The 17,159-nt window shown below is 42.6% G+C and carries 15 protein-coding genes; 7 read left to right on the top strand and 8 right to left on the bottom strand.

Annotation, left to right across the window (positions count from 1 at the left end; genetic code table 11):
• Nucleotides 1-55: 55 nt before the first annotated feature.
• Complete coding sequence (locus L2729_RS03000; RefSeq protein ID WP_248986909.1) at nt 56-346, top strand: discoidin domain-containing protein; 291 nt, start codon at nt 56-58, stop codon at nt 344-346.
• A gap of 21 nt (nt 347-367) precedes the next feature.
• Here the strand turns inward: L2729_RS03000 and nfo are convergent, their stop codons facing one another.
• Nucleotides 368-1,225: a deoxyribonuclease IV gene (gene nfo, locus L2729_RS03005; protein ID WP_248986910.1), complete on the bottom strand. Its 858-nt coding sequence runs from the start codon at nt 1,223-1,225 to the stop codon at nt 368-370.
• Between the two features lie 222 nt (nt 1,226-1,447).
• Here nfo and L2729_RS03010 point away from each other — a divergent pair, with 222 nt between their 5' ends.
• The gene (locus L2729_RS03010; protein ID WP_248986911.1) at nt 1,448-1,987 is read left to right on the top strand and encodes a hemerythrin domain-containing protein; all 540 of its coding nucleotides are present in this window, start codon (nt 1,448-1,450) and stop codon (nt 1,985-1,987) included.
• Between the two features lie 54 nt (nt 1,988-2,041).
• Here the strand turns inward: L2729_RS03010 and L2729_RS03015 are convergent, their stop codons facing one another.
• The 5 genes from L2729_RS03015 to L2729_RS03035 all read right to left on the bottom strand — a co-directional run bounded on the left by L2729_RS03015 (nt 2,042) and on the right by L2729_RS03035 (nt 9,150).
• Nucleotides 2,042-2,230, bottom strand: a complete 189-nt coding sequence (locus L2729_RS03015; RefSeq protein WP_101090450.1) for a DUF3545 family protein — start codon at nt 2,228-2,230, stop codon at nt 2,042-2,044.
• Nucleotides 2,231-2,463: 233 nt separating this feature from the next.
• Nucleotides 2,464-4,101, bottom strand: a complete 1,638-nt coding sequence (gene pgi / locus L2729_RS03020; protein WP_248986912.1) for a glucose-6-phosphate isomerase — start codon at nt 4,099-4,101, stop codon at nt 2,464-2,466.
• An 18-nt stretch (nt 4,102-4,119) separates the two neighbouring features.
• Nucleotides 4,120-5,076, bottom strand: coding sequence for a transaldolase (gene tal, locus L2729_RS03025; protein ID WP_248986913.1), 957 nt, complete (start codon nt 5,074-5,076; stop codon nt 4,120-4,122).
• Between the two features lie 375 nt (nt 5,077-5,451).
• Entirely contained in the window at nt 5,452-6,549 is a 1,098-nt protein-coding gene (locus tag L2729_RS03030; protein ID WP_248986914.1) for an OmpA family protein, read from the bottom strand.
• A 234-nt stretch (nt 6,550-6,783) separates the two neighbouring features.
• On the bottom strand, nt 6,784-9,150 hold the full coding sequence (locus tag L2729_RS03035) for a phosphoketolase family protein (protein ID WP_248986915.1): 2,367 nt from the start codon (nt 9,148-9,150) through the stop codon (nt 6,784-6,786).
• A gap of 424 nt (nt 9,151-9,574) precedes the next feature.
• On the opposite strand from L2729_RS03035, the gene L2729_RS03040 reads away from it, so the two are divergent.
• Both L2729_RS03040 and yaaA read left to right on the top strand, forming a co-directional pair.
• Nucleotides 9,575-11,017, top strand: a complete 1,443-nt coding sequence (locus L2729_RS03040) for an alanine/glycine:cation symporter family protein (RefSeq protein ID WP_248986916.1) — start codon at nt 9,575-9,577, stop codon at nt 11,015-11,017.
• Between the two features lie 133 nt (nt 11,018-11,150).
• On the top strand, nt 11,151-11,924 hold the full coding sequence (gene yaaA / locus L2729_RS03045) for a peroxide stress protein YaaA (RefSeq protein ID WP_248986917.1): 774 nt from the start codon (nt 11,151-11,153) through the stop codon (nt 11,922-11,924).
• 66 nt (nt 11,925-11,990) lie between these two features.
• On the opposite strand, the gene L2729_RS03050 is transcribed toward yaaA, so the two are convergent.
• On the bottom strand, nt 11,991-13,391 hold the full coding sequence (locus tag L2729_RS03050) for a M28 family metallopeptidase (RefSeq protein ID WP_248986918.1): 1,401 nt from the start codon (nt 13,389-13,391) through the stop codon (nt 11,991-11,993).
• Nucleotides 13,392-13,526: 135 nt separating this feature from the next.
• Between L2729_RS03050 and L2729_RS03055 the strand changes: the two genes are divergently transcribed.
• Nucleotides 13,527-13,841, top strand: a complete 315-nt coding sequence (locus L2729_RS03055) for an ArsR/SmtB family transcription factor (RefSeq protein WP_101090442.1) — start codon at nt 13,527-13,529, stop codon at nt 13,839-13,841.
• 206 nt (nt 13,842-14,047) lie between these two features.
• On the opposite strand, the gene rpsT is transcribed toward L2729_RS03055, so the two are convergent.
• Nucleotides 14,048-14,314, bottom strand: a complete 267-nt coding sequence (gene rpsT / locus L2729_RS03060) for a 30S ribosomal protein S20 (protein WP_248986919.1) — start codon at nt 14,312-14,314, stop codon at nt 14,048-14,050.
• Nucleotides 14,315-14,571: 257 nt separating this feature from the next.
• On the opposite strand from rpsT, the gene murJ reads away from it, so the two are divergent.
• Together murJ and ribF are read left to right on the top strand one after the other, a co-directional pair.
• Nucleotides 14,572-16,131 (top strand): murein biosynthesis integral membrane protein MurJ, encoded by a 1,560-nt coding sequence (gene murJ, locus L2729_RS03065; protein ID WP_248986920.1) that lies wholly within the window; start codon nt 14,572-14,574, stop codon nt 16,129-16,131.
• 65 nt (nt 16,132-16,196) lie between these two features.
• Complete coding sequence (gene ribF, locus L2729_RS03070; RefSeq protein ID WP_248986921.1) at nt 16,197-17,132, top strand: bifunctional riboflavin kinase/FAD synthetase; 936 nt, start codon at nt 16,197-16,199, stop codon at nt 17,130-17,132.
• Nucleotides 17,133-17,159 lie beyond the last annotated feature (27 nt).

Below are 17,159 nucleotides of genomic sequence, written 5' to 3' on the forward strand. Positions count from 1 at the left end.
TTACTCAAGATATTTTATATTGTGCGGCGCAGTTTTTATAAAAGGTGTCGTATCAGTGTTACGTTTTGTCGTCAGTGTATTGTTACTCAGTTTGTTAAGTGGTTGTGCCAGTGAAGAATTTCAGCTGTACCACAGGATAAATGAAGCATACGATTTTGAAGTCACCCACTGTGATAGTTTTGCAATGGTTAGAGGCATAGGACACGGAGAAAATGCTCTCGAAGATGCCAAACTAAGTGCTATAAAGCAGGGTGAAGAGCTCGAAGGAACACACATCGTCTGGTTACAAATCGACTTAGGCGAGCCAACTAAAGTGGTCGCGGTTATCTATAAGTGCCTAATGTAATCATCTGTATTAGCCTTGTATTCAGGGTGCTTTAGCTAAACTGCGTAGCCAATTAATCTCTTCAGGCCACAGCTCTGCACTGGTTGTTTCTAGAATGAGCGGAATGCCCTTAACTGCTTCAAGTGTCATTAGCGTCGCAAACGCTTCTGCCCCTATTTCCCCCTTACCCAGAGATTCATGACGATCAACGCGGCTGTTAAGCCCTGTTTTACTGTCGTTTAAATGCATGGCTTTGAGATATTGATTACCAACGATTTTATCAAATTCATCGAAAACGGCCTTGCAGCTTATTTGACTGCGAATATCATATCCTGCGGCAAACATATGGCAGGTATCGATACAAACTCCGACGCGTGACTTATCTTCAACGCCGTCAATTATCTGCGCGAGTTGCTCAAAACTATGACCGAGATTTGAGCCTTGACCTGCGGTATTTTCGATCACGGCAGTTACCTTACTTGAACGCGCCAGTGCACAGTTTATCGACTCGCTTATTCGCGTTAGGCATTTATCGGTGTCAATTTGTCTTAGGTGGCTACCGGGGTGAAAATTAAGCAGGGTTAAACCTATTTGTTCACATCGGGCAATTTCATCATAAAAAGCTTCACGTGACTTGGTGAGTAGCTCGTCATCTGGGTGCCCCAAGTTAATCAGATAGCTGTCATGGGGTAAAATAGCATCCATTGAAATGTTAGCTTTGTGACAGTTTTCTTTAAATAGCACTATTTGCTTTTCATCTAGCGCCTTGCTTGCCCAGCGGCGCTGATTTTTAGTAAACAACGCAAAAGCGTTAGCGCCGATAGCAGCAGCATTTATGGGGGCATTTGCTATGCCGCCAGAAGCACTAACATGTGCGCCTATAAAGTAGTTCGGTTGCATTGTTTCTTCCTGTATTTTTTGTTGATTAATTCAGCTGACGACCTGACAACATTAGTTTCAACGGTAATAGTTTCTATATTGGGTAAATAAGTGGTTGTAAATTAGTCTGATTTTGTTGATCTCTGTCACGATGATACACAATCGCTTTTTGTTATAGTTGGCCGTTATTCGTACTGTTTACTAATATTGTATCTAGTGGGGCGAATTTGGGTGGAGAAAACTATGCTAGCCAGACTGATGCACGATCACAAGCATATTGGTATTTTGCTTAAGATTTTAAAGACAAAACACATTAAGCTAGCGGCAGGTGAGGGGATTAACTATAACTTAGTCCGCGATATTGTTGAATATATGCAAAGCTATGCTGAGCACAGCCATCACCCATTAGAGGAGGTGATCTCAGAGTTTTATTGGAACAAGCTAGGCAGAGCCCATATTAATGAAACATTAACTGCAGAGCATAGAAAGTTGGTTGATTCGTCGGCATCTTTAATGGCGACACTCAATTTAATTCTAAGTGATGTGGTGGTGTCTAAAGAGCAGCTCGTCAGCGACTTAGAAGGTTACGTTGAACTGCAGCTGTCGCATATGGAGTTTGAGGAGTCGACGGTGTTTCCAAAATGGTCTGCTGTGATTACCGAAGAGGACTGGAACACGGTGGTGAAGATGTGTGATGCAAGGCTGATTGATGATCCGTTATTTAGCGAAAGTGACAATGTGCTGTTTGAGGAACTAAAAGAGTATATTGAAACAGCCGATTAACGATGTCGCTAGGATCAAAAAGAGCGCTATATGCGCTCTTTTTAGTTTACTTGTTTACATTAGGAGGCTGTCTAATTCACCGTCAAAGCCGTTGTCCATATCTTGCAGCTCTTTAAGCAAACGATATTTTTCTTTTAGCGCTTCAATTTCACGCCACTTACGCTTTTTATTGGAGCTTTTTGAGCGGCTTGTCGGCTTCTCAACGATACTATCTAGCGCACTACCATAATCAAGTCTATTCATGGCAACCTCCTATTGTTTATTTTCTCTTCAAATAAATAGCATGTTTTTCAAGCATAGTGCAACATAAATGTTTCATTTATGTTAACTGAGAGTGAAGTTTTAATGTTGGTTGAAATGATATATGGCTGATAAACATGAATCAAATTCATATTTTTTGGTGTAGCTAGCTGTGAGAACCAAAAAAGCCAGTCGAAACTGGCTTTTTAAAGGAATGGTAATCGAGTACCGTTTGCTTATATTTTGTGCTGTTTGAATATATTAATTAACGCATTGCTCGATGTATCTAAATCGGTGGCGGCGGTATTGACGGTTAGCCTGTCGAGAACATCGTTCCCCAATTGCTTACCTAGCTCAACTCCCCATTGATCAAAAGAGTTAATCTGCCATATCGCACCCTGAACAAAGGTTCTGTGCTCATATAGCGCAATAAGGGCGCCTAATGTCGAAGGTGTTAGCTTATCCATTAACAAGGTATTGCTTGGCTTATTACCTGGCATCACTTTATGCTGAGCAATAAGTTGCTTGTCACTGTCTGACAGTGAACTACCGCTAAGTTCAGCTAATGCTTCATCAAAGGTTCTGCCTTGCATTAATGCTTGGGTTTGCCCAAAACAGTTAGAGGCAAGTTGCACATGATGCTCACCGATAGGATTATGACTGTTAAGCGGCATAATGAAATCGGCAGGGATAAGTGCGGTACCTTGATGTAAAAGCTGGTGGTAAGCATGTTGTCCATTGGTCCCTTCACCGCCCCAAATTACAGGTCCAGTACTGTAGTCCACATCAGTACCGTTGAGCGTGACGGACTTGCCGTTACTCTCCATATCAAGCTGCTGGAAGTAAGCGGGTAACCCACGCAAATAGTGGTCATAGGTGAGCACAACATGAGATTGAGCATTAAAGAAGTTGCCGTACCATAAGGAGAATAGCCCCATTATGACGGGCATATTGTCTTCTAACGGTGTTTGCATAAAATGGTTGTCCATCTCATGTGCACCGGCTAATAATTCACGGAAGTGGTCCATTCCGACTAATAGCGCGATAGGTAATCCAATCGCTGACCAAAGTGAGTAACGTCCGCCAACCCAATCCCACATTGGGAAGATATTACTTGCATCAATCCCAAACTCTGTGGCTTTAGCAACATTAGAGCTAACAGCAACAAAGTGTTTAGCGACATCCGCTTGCGTTGCCCCTTGGGTCAAAAACCATTCTTTTGCACTGAGGGTGTTGGTCAACGTCTCTTGAGTGCTAAAAGACTTAGATGACATAACAAACAGCGTTGTCTGAGGATCGAGTCCCTTGAGCTTTTCTGTAATTGAGGTGCCATCAACATTAGCAACAAAATGACAATTTAACTGACCTGTCCAATAAGGACGTAGTGCTTGGGAAATTATCTTAGGACCTAAAAATGACCCACCAATTCCAATACTCACAACATCAGTAATAGTCTTGCCGGTGTAGCCTTTCCATTCACCAGTCGTTACCGAGCGAACAAAGCTTTCCATTTTGTCTAAGGTTTGCTGAACCTCTGCCACAATATTGACACCGTCAACATGAATAACCTTATCTTTTGGCGCTCGCAGAGCGGTATGAAGCACCGCTCGTTGCTCGGTATTATTAATGATGTTGCCAGCAAACATTGCTTTGATTTTTTCTTCAAGCTTAGATTCTTTTGCCAATGCAAACAGCAGTGACAGAGTTTCTGTTGAAGCTCTATTTTTAGAGTAATCTAAAAGCAGTCCACATGCCTTGGTCGACATATCGTCAAATCGCTGTGGTTGTTGCTGGAACAGCTCTCGCATATGCGGCACTGTTGTACTGTGTTTTGCTAGCGCTTGCCAACTAGCAAGCTGAGTCAGTTCGGTCATTTTAGTAGTCCTACTTCATTAAGACGTTAGTTCTGCTTTTAGCATGACTTCGAGTTTACCTTGGTCAATCGCAAAGTTACGGATCCCTTCAGCTAGCTTCTCTACAGCCATTGGCTCTTCATTAAACTCCCAGCGGAATTGTGCTTCAGACATTGCTGGCTCTGCTGCAACCATTTCTGTTGCTGGAAGTAGTTTTTGAACAATCGGTGTATTGCTATTAGATAACTCTTCTAATAATGCAGGGCCAATGGTTAATCTATCACAGCCTGCTAGCTCAATGATTTCACCAGTGTTACGGAAGCTTGCACCCATAACGACGGTATTAAAACCATGACGTTTGTAGTAGTTGTAAATGTTAGTGACAGAAACAACACCCGGATCTTCACTTGCTGAATACTCAAGCCCGGTATCTTTTTTGTACCAATCTAGAATGCGGCCAACAAAGGGCGAAATGAGGTAAACACCCGCTTCAGCACATGCACGCGCTTGAGCAAAGCAAAAAAGTAGCGTTAGATTACAGTTGATGCCTTCTTGTTCGAGTTCTTTCGCTGCGCAAATACCTTCCCATGTAGAAGCTAACTTAATCAAAATACGTGATTTATCAATACCTGCTTCTTGATAAAGTTTGATGAGTTTATGGGCTTTTGCGATTGAGGCTGTTTTGTCAAAAGAGAGACGAGCGTCAACTTCTGTTGAAATACGGCCCGGAACAATTTTTAGGATCTCTAGACCGATATTGACGGCTAGTTTGTCACCGGCATCTTCAATCTGTTGCGCAACATCATTGCTTTGGCTTTTAGCCCAAGCAATAGCATTTTCAATTAGGCTACTATATTCAGGAATTTGCGATGCTTTTAGGATTAAAGATGGGTTTGTAGTGGCATCTTCTGGCTGGTAACGTTTTATGGCTTCAATATCACCAGTATCCGCAACTATGGTTGTGATGGGTTTAAGTTGTTCTAAAGTGTTGGCCATGTGAATTACATCCTTCTCAATGAGCAGCATAAGTTTGATGGTTAATTAGCAGGTATTAAAAGCCATTTTTATGATCATTCCAACTAAATATGAAAAAAAATTACAGAAAAGTTGTAAAAAATCAGTAAATGCGCTTTTTTTGGTAATATAACAACTAATTCTAGCGTCTAATTCTTGCTGTTTTATTAAACATTAGCTTTAGACGTGGGTAATAGGCATAAATATTAAGACATCGCCTTAAGCATTTATAGGCCAGTATAGTGACTGCCAGTGGCATTTTAACAAAAAAATGCTCACAACAGTGATGGTTGTGAGCAAAGTTCGGTAACTTACTTAATCGCTAACATTAAGTTGTTACATCATGATGATATCGACTTATTTCAGCACTGGAACTTTTTCGGTACCTGTAACATGCGCGTCAATACGGCGGTTAGCTTGATTGGCTTCTACAGAGCTGCCTTCAATTAAAGGTCGAGTAATGCCATAACCTTTAGATGACACTTTACCGGGGGCAACACCATACTCGTTGATTAACACGTCAGCGACGGCAATCGCCCGGCGTTCAGACAAGTCCATATTGTAGTCTGCCTTCCCCATATTCGAAGCGTGACCAGCAATGGTAACCTCGGCATTTGGATGCTTACTCATATACTCGGCTAAATCTTTAATATCCCCGTAAGACGCTTCTTTCACGGTCGCTGAATTATTATCGAATTTAGCTTCAATTTCGAATTTGTCTTCAGCTTCTTGGTAGATTGTACATCCGTTAGCATCAACCTTATGAGTTGATGGTGTATCGGGGCACTGATCCATATCGTCATTTACACCGTCGTTATCTGAGTCGGCAATGATAACGGCTGCTACTGGAGCGATAGGTTTTGTTTTGCTACCAAAGCGATAACTGAGTTCAAGTCCCCAGTAGTTACTTTCCATCTCCAGTGTTTTCCACTTATCTTCGTCAAGGTTTTCATAACGACGATATTTAGCTTGGACTTTTAAATTATCGGTAATGTTGTAACCAATACCCGCGCCAACGTATGGGGCGACGCCGCTATCACTATAATACTCGCTACCGTAGTTCTTATTGTTAGACATAAGGTAGTTAAGGGCGCCTGCTTCTGCTGATAAACTCCAGCGATTGGCAAAAGGCCAGAATGCTACGAGACCTAAATTCATCCCTTTAGCACCAACATCATTGAGTTTGTTTGAATAGTCGACCCATTCAGCACGGCCGAGATCGCGGTAACCCAACTCGACACCGAAGTAATCATTAAAAAGAAAACCTGCAAAAACATCCCATGCATACGGATCATCATCACCACAGGTTTTCATGGTTTTTTGATCGCAATTAGGCTCGTAGTTGTTAATACCGACACCGCCACCAACGTACCAGGGGCTCATGCCGTCTGCGGCGTTAGCGGCAAAAGGTAGCATTGAGGTTAGTAGAACTGCTTGTAGAGTTTTGTTCATCATTCATCATCCTTATGTTTTATTTATAAAACTCCTCCGTCTACTCATTCTTTAAGCAGTGCTAGCACTTATCACGGAGATCCTTTGGTTTTATAGCTAGCTGCCACTATTATCCGTCGCAAATGTAACATTTTCCACTTTATTGTTAATATAAATACTTAAGTTAATAGCAAAAAGGGCGTTCCCTTTAGGAAACGCCCTTTTATTTAGTCTAAAAACACTAAGCTGATTGGAGTCTTATCGAGTCCATACCCAGTTTTCAATACTAACAGGGTCAACGCCGTTAGCTTTGATATAGTTTCTGTGGTCAACCAAGCGTTGCAGCATATCAGTGGTAATAGCGATATGTTGGCTTTCATCAATAACGCTTTGCTGGAACAGCTTGTATGCCATGTCGATAACAAGGTGGTAGCGTGATGTACCGTTACGAACGCCCATGTCAAATGGAGTTGTCGTTGAACCTTCCTCTTCATAGCCTTTAATTCTAAAGCGATCACTGCCCTTATAATCGAATACCAGTTTCTTAATGGTATTCGGATATCCGTGGTAGTTAAAGACAACACCTTTGTCAGCCGTAAAGACTTCGTCCATTAACCAAGGCTTGCTTTGGAACTTTAAGCTACCCAAACCGCTGCTGGTTAGCTCTGTGACGCTGACGAAACGAATACGTACTCGAGGTAATAGCTCTCTGATAAGTACCAGTGCTGCCATTGCTTCTTGAGTGACGTAATCACCACAACCAACAAGTACCACATCTGGATTTTCGTCTGAAGCAAAATCCCATACCATGACACCGTCTTTAGCCTGACTGCGGGCTTCGTCTAGTGTTAGCCATTGTGGTAGGTCTTTCTTACCAGCAACGATGATGTTGAGCTTGTCACGATCGGCATAAGCACGTTCGGTATAAACCAAAGTACTGTTACCGTCAGCTGGCAAGTAAGCAGAGATGATCTTAGGATGCTTCTCTAACATTGCGCCCAAGAAAGAGGGGTTCTGATGCGAGTAGCCATTATGATCTTGACGCTCTAGCAGCGAAGACAATACTACGTTACATGCCGGCACTGGTTTACGGAAATGTACACCTTGGCTTGCATAAACGTATTTACAATATTGGTCAGCCATTGATGAAATAACTTGCGAGAACGCTTCATAGGTTGGGAACATCGCGTGACGACCCGTTACCGTATAACCGTGTAGCATACCGAAGAGTAAATTCTCTGATAACAGCTCAATGACACGACCGTCACGAGACATATCTTCGTCCCAGCTTTCGATAGGCCACTGCCATGCACGATCAGTTTCTTCAAATACTGCTTGCAGTTGGTTTGAATAGGTCTCATCGGGGCAGAAAATACGCAGGTTACGCTGATCTCGGTTAAGTTTGAATGCATCACGCATCCATTCACCCATCTTGAACATTGATAGTCCGCGTTGGCCACGAGGTGTTTCAGCGCCATAAGCGAGCTTTTCAAGATCTGGATTGGTTAAAGCGCGAACCACTTCACCACCGTAACTTAGGTGTTGACGACCACAAGCTAATGCTTTTGGTGGCATTAATGACAGAATATCTTTGTCAAAAATTAGCTCGCCTTGTTCGTTAATACTGTACAGCTCATCAAACTTGTAGCTGCCTAACCAAGTGTTAAGCGCGTCAAGATGACCTTTGTCGGTAGCACATTTGTTGACGATAACCTGGTGAGATTCACAGTTGCCAACAAGTTTTTTACCATTATATTCAGCAGTACCTGTCCAGCCTTTAGCGGTACGCATTAAAATAACAGGCCAGCGTGGTTTAACAACATCTTCGCCAGATCTTGCACGAGTTTGGATGTCATTAATCATCTTATATGACAAGTCCATTGCTGCTAGCATCTGTTCGTAAACGTCTTCCTCAAGCTGATCATCAACAATGATTGGGTGGTAACCAAGACCACGGAACTCAAGGTCTAGTTCTTCATGGTCCATTCTTCCCATACGGGTAGGGCCAGAAATTTTATAGCCATTAATATGAACAATAGGTAAAACAGCACCATTGTTCTTTGGTGATACAAGACGGTTTGCATACCAAGATGCCGCAAGAGGACCTGTTTCTGATTCACCATCACCAATGAGGCAAGCTGCAATCAGATCTGGATTATCAAGCACTGCGCCCCAAGCAACGGAGAGAGAATAACCAAGTTCGCCACCCTCAAGAATTTGTCCCGGTGCTTCTGGGTTTGCGTGAGAAGGGTAACCATATGCCGCAGAGAACTTTTGACAAATGTCCGTGATACCTTCCTCATTATAAGGAATAGTTTCAGGATAGAAGTGGCTTAATGAACCTTCCATAAACAGGTTAGCTTGTACTGCTGGAAAACCATGGCCTGGACCAACAAGGTAAACGAATGAACGATTGTGCTTGGCAATTAATCTATTAACGTTAGCATAGACAAAGTTAATACCAGGGCAAGTTCCCCAGTGACCAAGTAATCTTGGTTTTATGTCTGTGTGCGCTAAAGCACGTTTATGTAGTACGTTTTTCTTTAGGTAAATTTGTGATGTCGCTAGAAAGTTTGTTGCTCTAACAAATTTCTTTAAGGAAACGATCTCTTGTTGATGTGACATAAACAACCCCGTTTGGTAATCATAAAGTTAAACAAATTCTATATGACATACTATATTTGTAACTTTATTACAAAAATGTGCCCTGTATCGTATTTATAGAAAGTTTTTTGCACTAATTAATGTAGCAAAGTTAGATGTGTTTGCTATGTTAATTTGGTTAATTATAGTGGGTATGCTTGGCGTTTTGTGTGATTCGGTTGTCAGCTAAATGATGAAGTGTGACTTGTATCACTCAGGGTTAAACCAATGCTATGCTATTTTGCAGCGTGGAATGCGGCAGGCGTGATGGTAATTTAATCACGTATAGGATAATTCGAAAAGAAAATCTGTCGTTATTTAAATACTTAGGGAAGAAAAAGCACGATAGACAGAATCTAGCGATTGAGTCACTTGATTCTGTTTGTCATGGGGATAAAGAATAATTATGTTTGAACCGTTAATTAATGCAGTTGAATCTGCCGTCAATGCTGTCAATGGCCTACTGTGGGGAAGCTTACTAATTTATGTATTAGTGGCAGCGGGTGTGCTATTTACTTTTCGTCTAGGTTTTATTCAGTTCAGATTATTTGGCCATGGTGTCAAATTAGTGATTAAAGGCCGTGAAAAAGTAAATGGTATCTCCTCTTTTCAGGTTTTTTGTACATCGATGGCTGCAAGAGTAGGCACCGGTAACATGGCGGGAGTCGCCGTTGCGATAACTGTTGGTGGTGCGGGTGCGATTTTTTGGATGTGGCTGATTGCGCTGCTCGGTATGGCGACTGCATTTATTGAGTCAACATTAGCACAAGTTTATAAAGTAAAAGACGATGAAGGTCAGTACCGTGGTGGCCCTGCGTATTATATGGAGAAAGGCCTAGGTAAGAGATGGATGGGAACCTTGTTTTCTATTCTGCTTATTATCGCTTTCGGTTTTGCCTTCAATGCCGCACAAGCTAATACCATGACCGACGCGTTAAACAACGCATTCGGTTTGGATAAAACCATTGTTGGTTTAGTGATTGTGATGGCATCTGCATATATTATTTGCGGTGGCTTGAAAAAAGTCGCTCGCGCATCTGAATTGATTGTGCCGGTAATGGCTGTTGCTTATTTAGCGGTAGCAATTGCGGTATTGGTATTGAATATCGAGCAGGTTCCAGCAGCGCTAACACTGATTGTTAAGAGTGCCTTTGGTTGGGAAGAAGCCGCTGGTGGCGCGATGGGCGCGATGATGGCCGGTGTTGCACGTGGCTTGTTCTCTAACGAAGCGGGTATGGGAAGCGCGGCAAATATTGCAGCATCAGCTACACCAAACCCTAATCACCCAGCATCACAGGGTTTTGTGCAAATGATCGGTGTATTTGTCGATACCATCGTCATCTGTACTGCTTCTGCTGCCATTATTTTGTTATCAGGTGTGTTAGACAACCCTGGTGAGCACAAGGGGATTGGTCTATTGCAATTGGCACTAAGCAACGAGCTTGGTGGTTGGTCTGCTTACTTCATTGCATTCGCGATTATACTGTTTTGTTTCTCGTCAATTATTGCTAACTATAGCTATGCCGAAAACAACATTATGTTCCTGACTAAGAGTAAAAAGGTGCTGTATGTTTTCCGTGTCCTAGTATTGGCGATGGTGATGACAGGTTCAGTGGCCTCTTTGCAACTGGTGTGGAACTTTGCCGATGTCTCAATGGGGTTAATGGCGCTGGTAAATATTTCTGCGATAGTCATGCTTTCTAAAGTTGCCTTTGCGGTAGTGAAAGATTACGAACGTCAAATAAAAGCAGGTGTTTCTCCAACGTTTGATGCTAGCCAATTCCCTGAAATAAAGGGTATTGAAACGGGTGAATGGACTAATGATGAGCCTATTGCAAACAAATCTTAATATAGGATAAACCGCTCGGTGCGGTAAATTGAATTAACACAATCTAAAAAACCACGCTTGATAAGCGTGGTTTTTTTGTTTTTGATCAGTATGATTGTCTCAGTTTAAGAATATCTCTGTATAGGACATCATAATGTTAATCTTGGTTTCACCTGCAAAAACGTTAGATTTCGAAAACCCAGCGGGTACTGAACGTTATTCAATGCCGACGTTGTTGAGGCAAAGTGAACTGCTGATTGATGTCTGCCGTGGATTAACGCCGAGCGATATTGCATCGTTAATGAAGGTTAGCGACAAAATAGCAGGCTTAAATGTTGCTCGATTTGGGTGTTGGCAGCCTAATTTTACCCCGGAGAATGCTAAGCAAGCCATATTTGCTTTTCGCGGTGATGTTTATACCGGGCTTGATGCCGATACATTGTCTGAGGTGAGTCTTCAAAAAGCGCAGCAACAGTTGCGGATCCTATCGGGTCTTTATGGTCTGTTGAAACCACTGGATTTGATGCAAGCCTATCGATTAGAGATGGGAACTCGTTTGGGTAATAGCAGAGGCACTAACTTGTATCAGTTTTGGGGAGATATCATCACCGATGAGATCAACCAGACGACAGACGCCCAAAATGATGAGTTCATTATTAACTTAGCGTCAAATGAGTATTTTAAAGCCGTTAAGCATAAACAGTTAACAGCAACCCTTATAACTCCTGTTTTTAAAGATAAAAAGAATGGCCAATACAAGGTTATTAGCTTTTTTGCTAAAAAAGCCAGAGGTATGATGGTGCGTTACCTATTAGATAATAATGTCGATACGTTAGATGCACTGATAAAATTTGATAGCGCTGGCTATTATTACAGTGAAGCAGAATCAACGGTAAGTGCCCCGGTATTCTTGCGAGAAGAGCAGTAGTTGGCAGGAGTATATGGCCGATAAAAAAGCAGCCTCATGGCTGCTTTTTTGTTGGGTTAATCGCGGCTATTTGACGAAAATGGGGCGTAAAGTAATTTTTGACTGCGCCATTAAGTACGCGAACTGCGCATATGCGGCAACATTTTGCTGAAGCGCTGCGGGCTCAATTTTGTCTAAAGTATCGTTTGGAGTGTGATGATAGTCGAAGTAATCACTCCCATCTTGCCTTAATGAGGCTACAGGCACCCCTTGTGACGGTAACATAGAGACATCAGGGCCCCCTGATGCTCTGTTATTGCCTAAGACGACACCATTATTAGTCATAGGTGTCGTAAGGGCTAATAACTCGGTATAAGCAGTTTCACTGGCTCTGTAATCGATCTGATAGATCCTACCAGCACCAAAGTCAGACTCGGCGGCAATGTAATGCTTATCTAACTCGGCCTTATGGGCTTTAGCATAAGCTTTACCGCCGACTAAACCGAGTTCTTCAGCGGCATATAAAACGACTCTAATGGTCCGAGCGGGTTTTGTTGGTAAGTCTTGAATTAGCTTGCCCGCGGCAGTGACAATAGCCACACCAGCACCATCATCAATCGCGCCCGTACCTTCGTCCCAAGAATCTAAGTGAGCGCCAATAAGTACTATCTCGTCGGGCTTGCTAGAACCGGTGACTTCAGCAATGACATTGTATGAGGTGGCGAAACCTTGGTTTTGTGCCGTCAACATCAGGTTAATTGTGATATTTGCATCACGCTTAAGCATTGCATTAATAAGATCGGCATCAGGGTTAGACATGGCTGCAGCCGGAATTTTGGCAACGCCATCTTTATATTTCATCATGCCAGTATGTGCCATGCGGTCGTGATCCGTTCCAATAGAGCGGATCATAATGGCTAAAGCGCCTTTCTCTGCTGCTGCAATCGCGCCTTTTGAGCGTCCGCCGACACTTTTCCCATAACCCTTACCAGTAATATGGCGTTCGGTGATCTGGTCGATAAACACAATTTTACCTGCTACATCGTTACTTGAAGCGGTTTGCAATGCCGCTAAACTATCAAAACGAATGATATTAGCTTCAATCCCCTTTTCTGGTGTCGCAATACTGCCGCCTAGCGCGGTGATCACTAATGGTTGAGCAAACGGAGTGACAATCGATGCTTTAGCTTCGCCACGGTGCCATACCGGTACTTGTACTGGTTCTTTATAGACTTTATCAAAGCCAAGCGTCTTAAGTTTTGATTCAGCCCACTGCACCGCAATGAGGTCTTTTTCGCTACCGGCGAGTCGCGGCCCGACTTCGACGGTCAGTGATTCAACCAAATCGTAAGCAAGATCTGAGCTCAGTGCTTGTTGCTGAAGCTGCATTACAATGTGTTCGTCAGGGCTATTTATTTTGTTATTTTGACAACCAATTAAACTGGCCAAAAAGACCCCAGCCGTGAGTCTTAGATAGATGCTTTTCATGAGTTTCCTTTGTTTTTATTACACATGTCCCATTTTTGAAAACAATCTAGCAAAAAGTGTGCTTTATGTCCCGACTATATCTGCAGGGCAGCGCTATATTAGGCGGTCGGTTTGTTTTAGGAGAAATAGTTCGTAATGAATATGGAACTAATACAGCAACGAGCAGACCATGCCGTTGTGTTATTGAAGGCAATGGCGAATGAGCGCCGCCTATTTATCTTGTGCTATCTTCTTAACGAAGGGGAAATGTGCGTTGGCGAAATGAACAAGAAATTGGGATTAAGCCAATCTGCTCTTTCGCAGCACCTTGCGTGGTTACGTAAAGATAATTTGGTTGAAACGCGTAAAGAAGCTCAAACGGTATATTACTCGTTAAAGAGTGAAGAAGTTGCAGAGATCATTAAGCTACTTAATAATATTTATAGCGATAGCTTACAAACAGTAGCGTAATAGCACTAGGCTACAAGCGAGTGCTTATCTCATTTTCGCCGCTACAGTTTCAATCGTTGTTACAAATGGAGAGGCATGCCTCTCTATTTTTTTATCTAAAAATTGTGAATCCAGTCAATTAGAAGCACCGCTCCGGCATTGAACTCAAATTTCAGACATAAAAAAACCGGCCGAAGCCGGTTTTTACTTTTGCTTTAAACTAAAACTTAAGCAACAAGTGCTTTAATTTTAGTGTTTAAGCGTGACTTATAACGAGCAGCCTTATTCTTGTGAATAAGACCTTTAGTCGCCATACGGTCAACAAGTGGTTGTGCTGTTACGAAAGCGGCAGTAGCTGCTTCGTGGTCGCCTGCATTAATTGCAGTAATTACTTTTTTAACGTAGGTACGTAGCATTGAGCCACGGCTTGCGTTGTGCTGACGACGCTTCTCAGACTGAAGCGCGCGCTTCTTTGCAGACTTGCTATTAGCCAAGGTGCAACTCCTAAAACTGTGTTTGGTATTTTTGAGGTCGAGGAATATGCCCTATTTATGTCATTTTGTCAATGACAATAGTCAAATCAATTTGATTAACTCAAAATAATCTAACCAGCTTGGCTTTCTTCAACCTAACTCGTGTAATATAATGCGCAATTCTAGCAGGTATTGCTATGAGACAATAGGGGGAGCGCTAATTAGTGCGTGGTATCGCCCAATTTTTTTAGCTCTATACACATGGGGCAGGGGGCGTTTTGAGTAGAAAGCTATTTAGGTCAGGCATGATAGTCAGTGCTATGACACTAATTTCACGTGTTTTAGGGTTAGTGAGAGACGTTGTTATCGCTAATATTATGGGCGCAGGCAGTAGCGCCGATGTTTTTTTCTTTGCTAATAAAATTCCTAATTTTTTAAGGCGCCTGTTTGCTGAAGGTGCTTTTGCACAGGCATTCGTCCCCGTTTTAACCGAATATCAAGAAAAAAACAGCGATGAAGAGATAAGAGACCTACTGGGTAAGGTTGCTGGCACGCTCGGTGTGTTAGTTAGCGTTGTAACCTTAGTCGGCGTCATAGCTTCACCCGTGTTGGCAGCATTGTTCGGTGGTGGTTGGTTTCTTGCTTGGTTGAATGATGCTCCTGGCGGAGAAAAATTTGAACTAGCCGCGTTAATGTTGAAGATAACCTTTCCCTATTTATGGTTTATTACTTTTACAGCATTGGCGGGATCTATTTTAAATACTCGTGGGCGTTTTGCGGTTTCTGCTTTCACCCCGGTGTTCCTCAATATTGCCATTATTGCCGCGGCTCTGTTTTTAGTTCCCAATATTGAACAGCCTGAAATAGGATTAGCGTGGGGAGTTTTTTTTGGTGGCTTGATTCAATTTTTGTTTCAAATCCCTTTTCTTATCAGAGAAAAAGCGATTGTTAAACCAAGCTGGGGATGGCGTCACCCAGGGGTTACTAAGATTCGAACTTTAATGATCCCAGCACTTTTCGGGGTGTCGGTGTCACAAATTAACCTGTTATTTGATACGTTTATCGCTAGTTTTTTAATGACGGGTTCAATCAGTTGGTTGTATTACTCTGATCGATTACTTGAATTCCCATTAGGGCTGTTTGGTATCGCAATAGCGACGGTGATTTTACCGGCACTCTCTAAACGTCATGTTAATGCTGAGAGCGAAGGGTTTTCACAGACAATGGATTGGGGCGTTAAAGCGATTATTTTATTAGGTTTACCGGCCATGTGTGGCTTGATTATGCTTGCTAAGCCCATGCTCATGGTGCTGTTTATGCGCGGTGCGTTTACCTATGATGATGTTGAAATGGCGTCATACAGTTTGATGGCATACGGTAGTGGGCTACTGAGCTTTATGTTGATAAAAATCTTGGCACCGGGTTATTACTCTCGCCAAGATACTAAAACGCCAGTGCGTTACGGTATTATCGCCATGATAAGTAATATGGTGTTTAACCTCATTTTCGCCATCCCATTCGGCTATGTCGGTCTTGCTATTGCGACTTCTATGTCAGCGGCACTTAATGCTTGTCTGCTATACCGAGGGTTGCATAAAGCGAATGTATATCGGCTGAGTACCTCGACCATTATGTTTTCCGTTAAGACGCTGGTTGCGGCACTGATTATGTTAGCGGTTATTTACTATTTACAGCCATCCATCGCTGCTTGGTTAGATTTTTCGTTGTTAGATCGTGGAATGGAGCTTGCTAAATTGATTGTAATTGCTGCAACCTCGTACTTTATTTGCCTAGTTTGCTTCGGAATTCGCCCTTGGAAGATGAAAGCTGCAGTTTGAGGGCTGATTATAAAGACTAGCTGGTATATAATCCGCCCATTTACTCTCATGTGTCGTGTAGGATAATGGAATTAATCCGCGGTATTTATAATATTTTGCCAAAGCATCATGGTTGCGTATTAACAATAGGCAACTTCGATGGTGTTCATCGTGGCCATGCGGAAGTGATTAATCGGCTTGTAGAAAAAGCGCAACATTTGGGCTTACCTGCAGTCGTAATGACATTTGAACCGCAACCACAAGAGTTTTTTCGATGCGAAAATGCACCTGCTCGTTTGAGCTTGTTACGCGATAAGCTAATGTTACTCGATGAGTTAGCGATTGACCGGGTGTTATGTGTGAACTTTAATAAGAAGTTTGCTGATTTTAGCGCGGAAGATTTTATTGAACAATTATTAGTTAAAGCGCTCGGTATTAAGTACTTAGTGGTTGGCGATGACTTTTGCTTTGGTCGCCAGCGTCAGGGTGATTTTGACATGCTACGTAAAGCCGGTGAGAAATACGGTTTTGCGGTAGTGAGTACGCAAAGCTTTATTTTAGGTGACAAGCGCGTCAGTTCTACAGAGGTAAGGCAGCTACTCGCTAGCGGTAATATGGAACAAGCAAGACGTTTGCTTGGACATCCTTTTATCCTTAGTGGCAAGGTTGCGCATGGTCAAAAAATTGGGCGAACGATTGGTTTCCCCACGGCTAATATCGCGTTAAAACGCAACGTTACGCCTGTTAGAGGTGTTTTTGCTGTTAAGTTTTATTGGGATAATAGCGATATATATGAAGGCGTAGCAAACGTCGGTTTTAGACCAACAGTGAATGGTCAGGTATGTCAGTTAGAAGTCCACCTATTTGATTTTGACGGCGACCTTTATGGTAAAGCAGTTGAAGTTGAATTGGTGGCAAAGATTAGAGACGAGCAGCCATTTGGATCACTAGATGCGCTGAAAAAACAAATTAAAAATGATGCCGACAGAGCGAAAGCCCTGCTTGGCAGCGATGCAGGCTAATAGCTTAGCTAACAAAATGGTAAAGGG

Origin of the sequence: Shewanella gelidimarina, from assembly GCF_023283945.1 — a bacterium.
Lineage (GTDB): Bacteria > Pseudomonadota > Gammaproteobacteria > Enterobacterales > Shewanellaceae > Shewanella > Shewanella gelidimarina.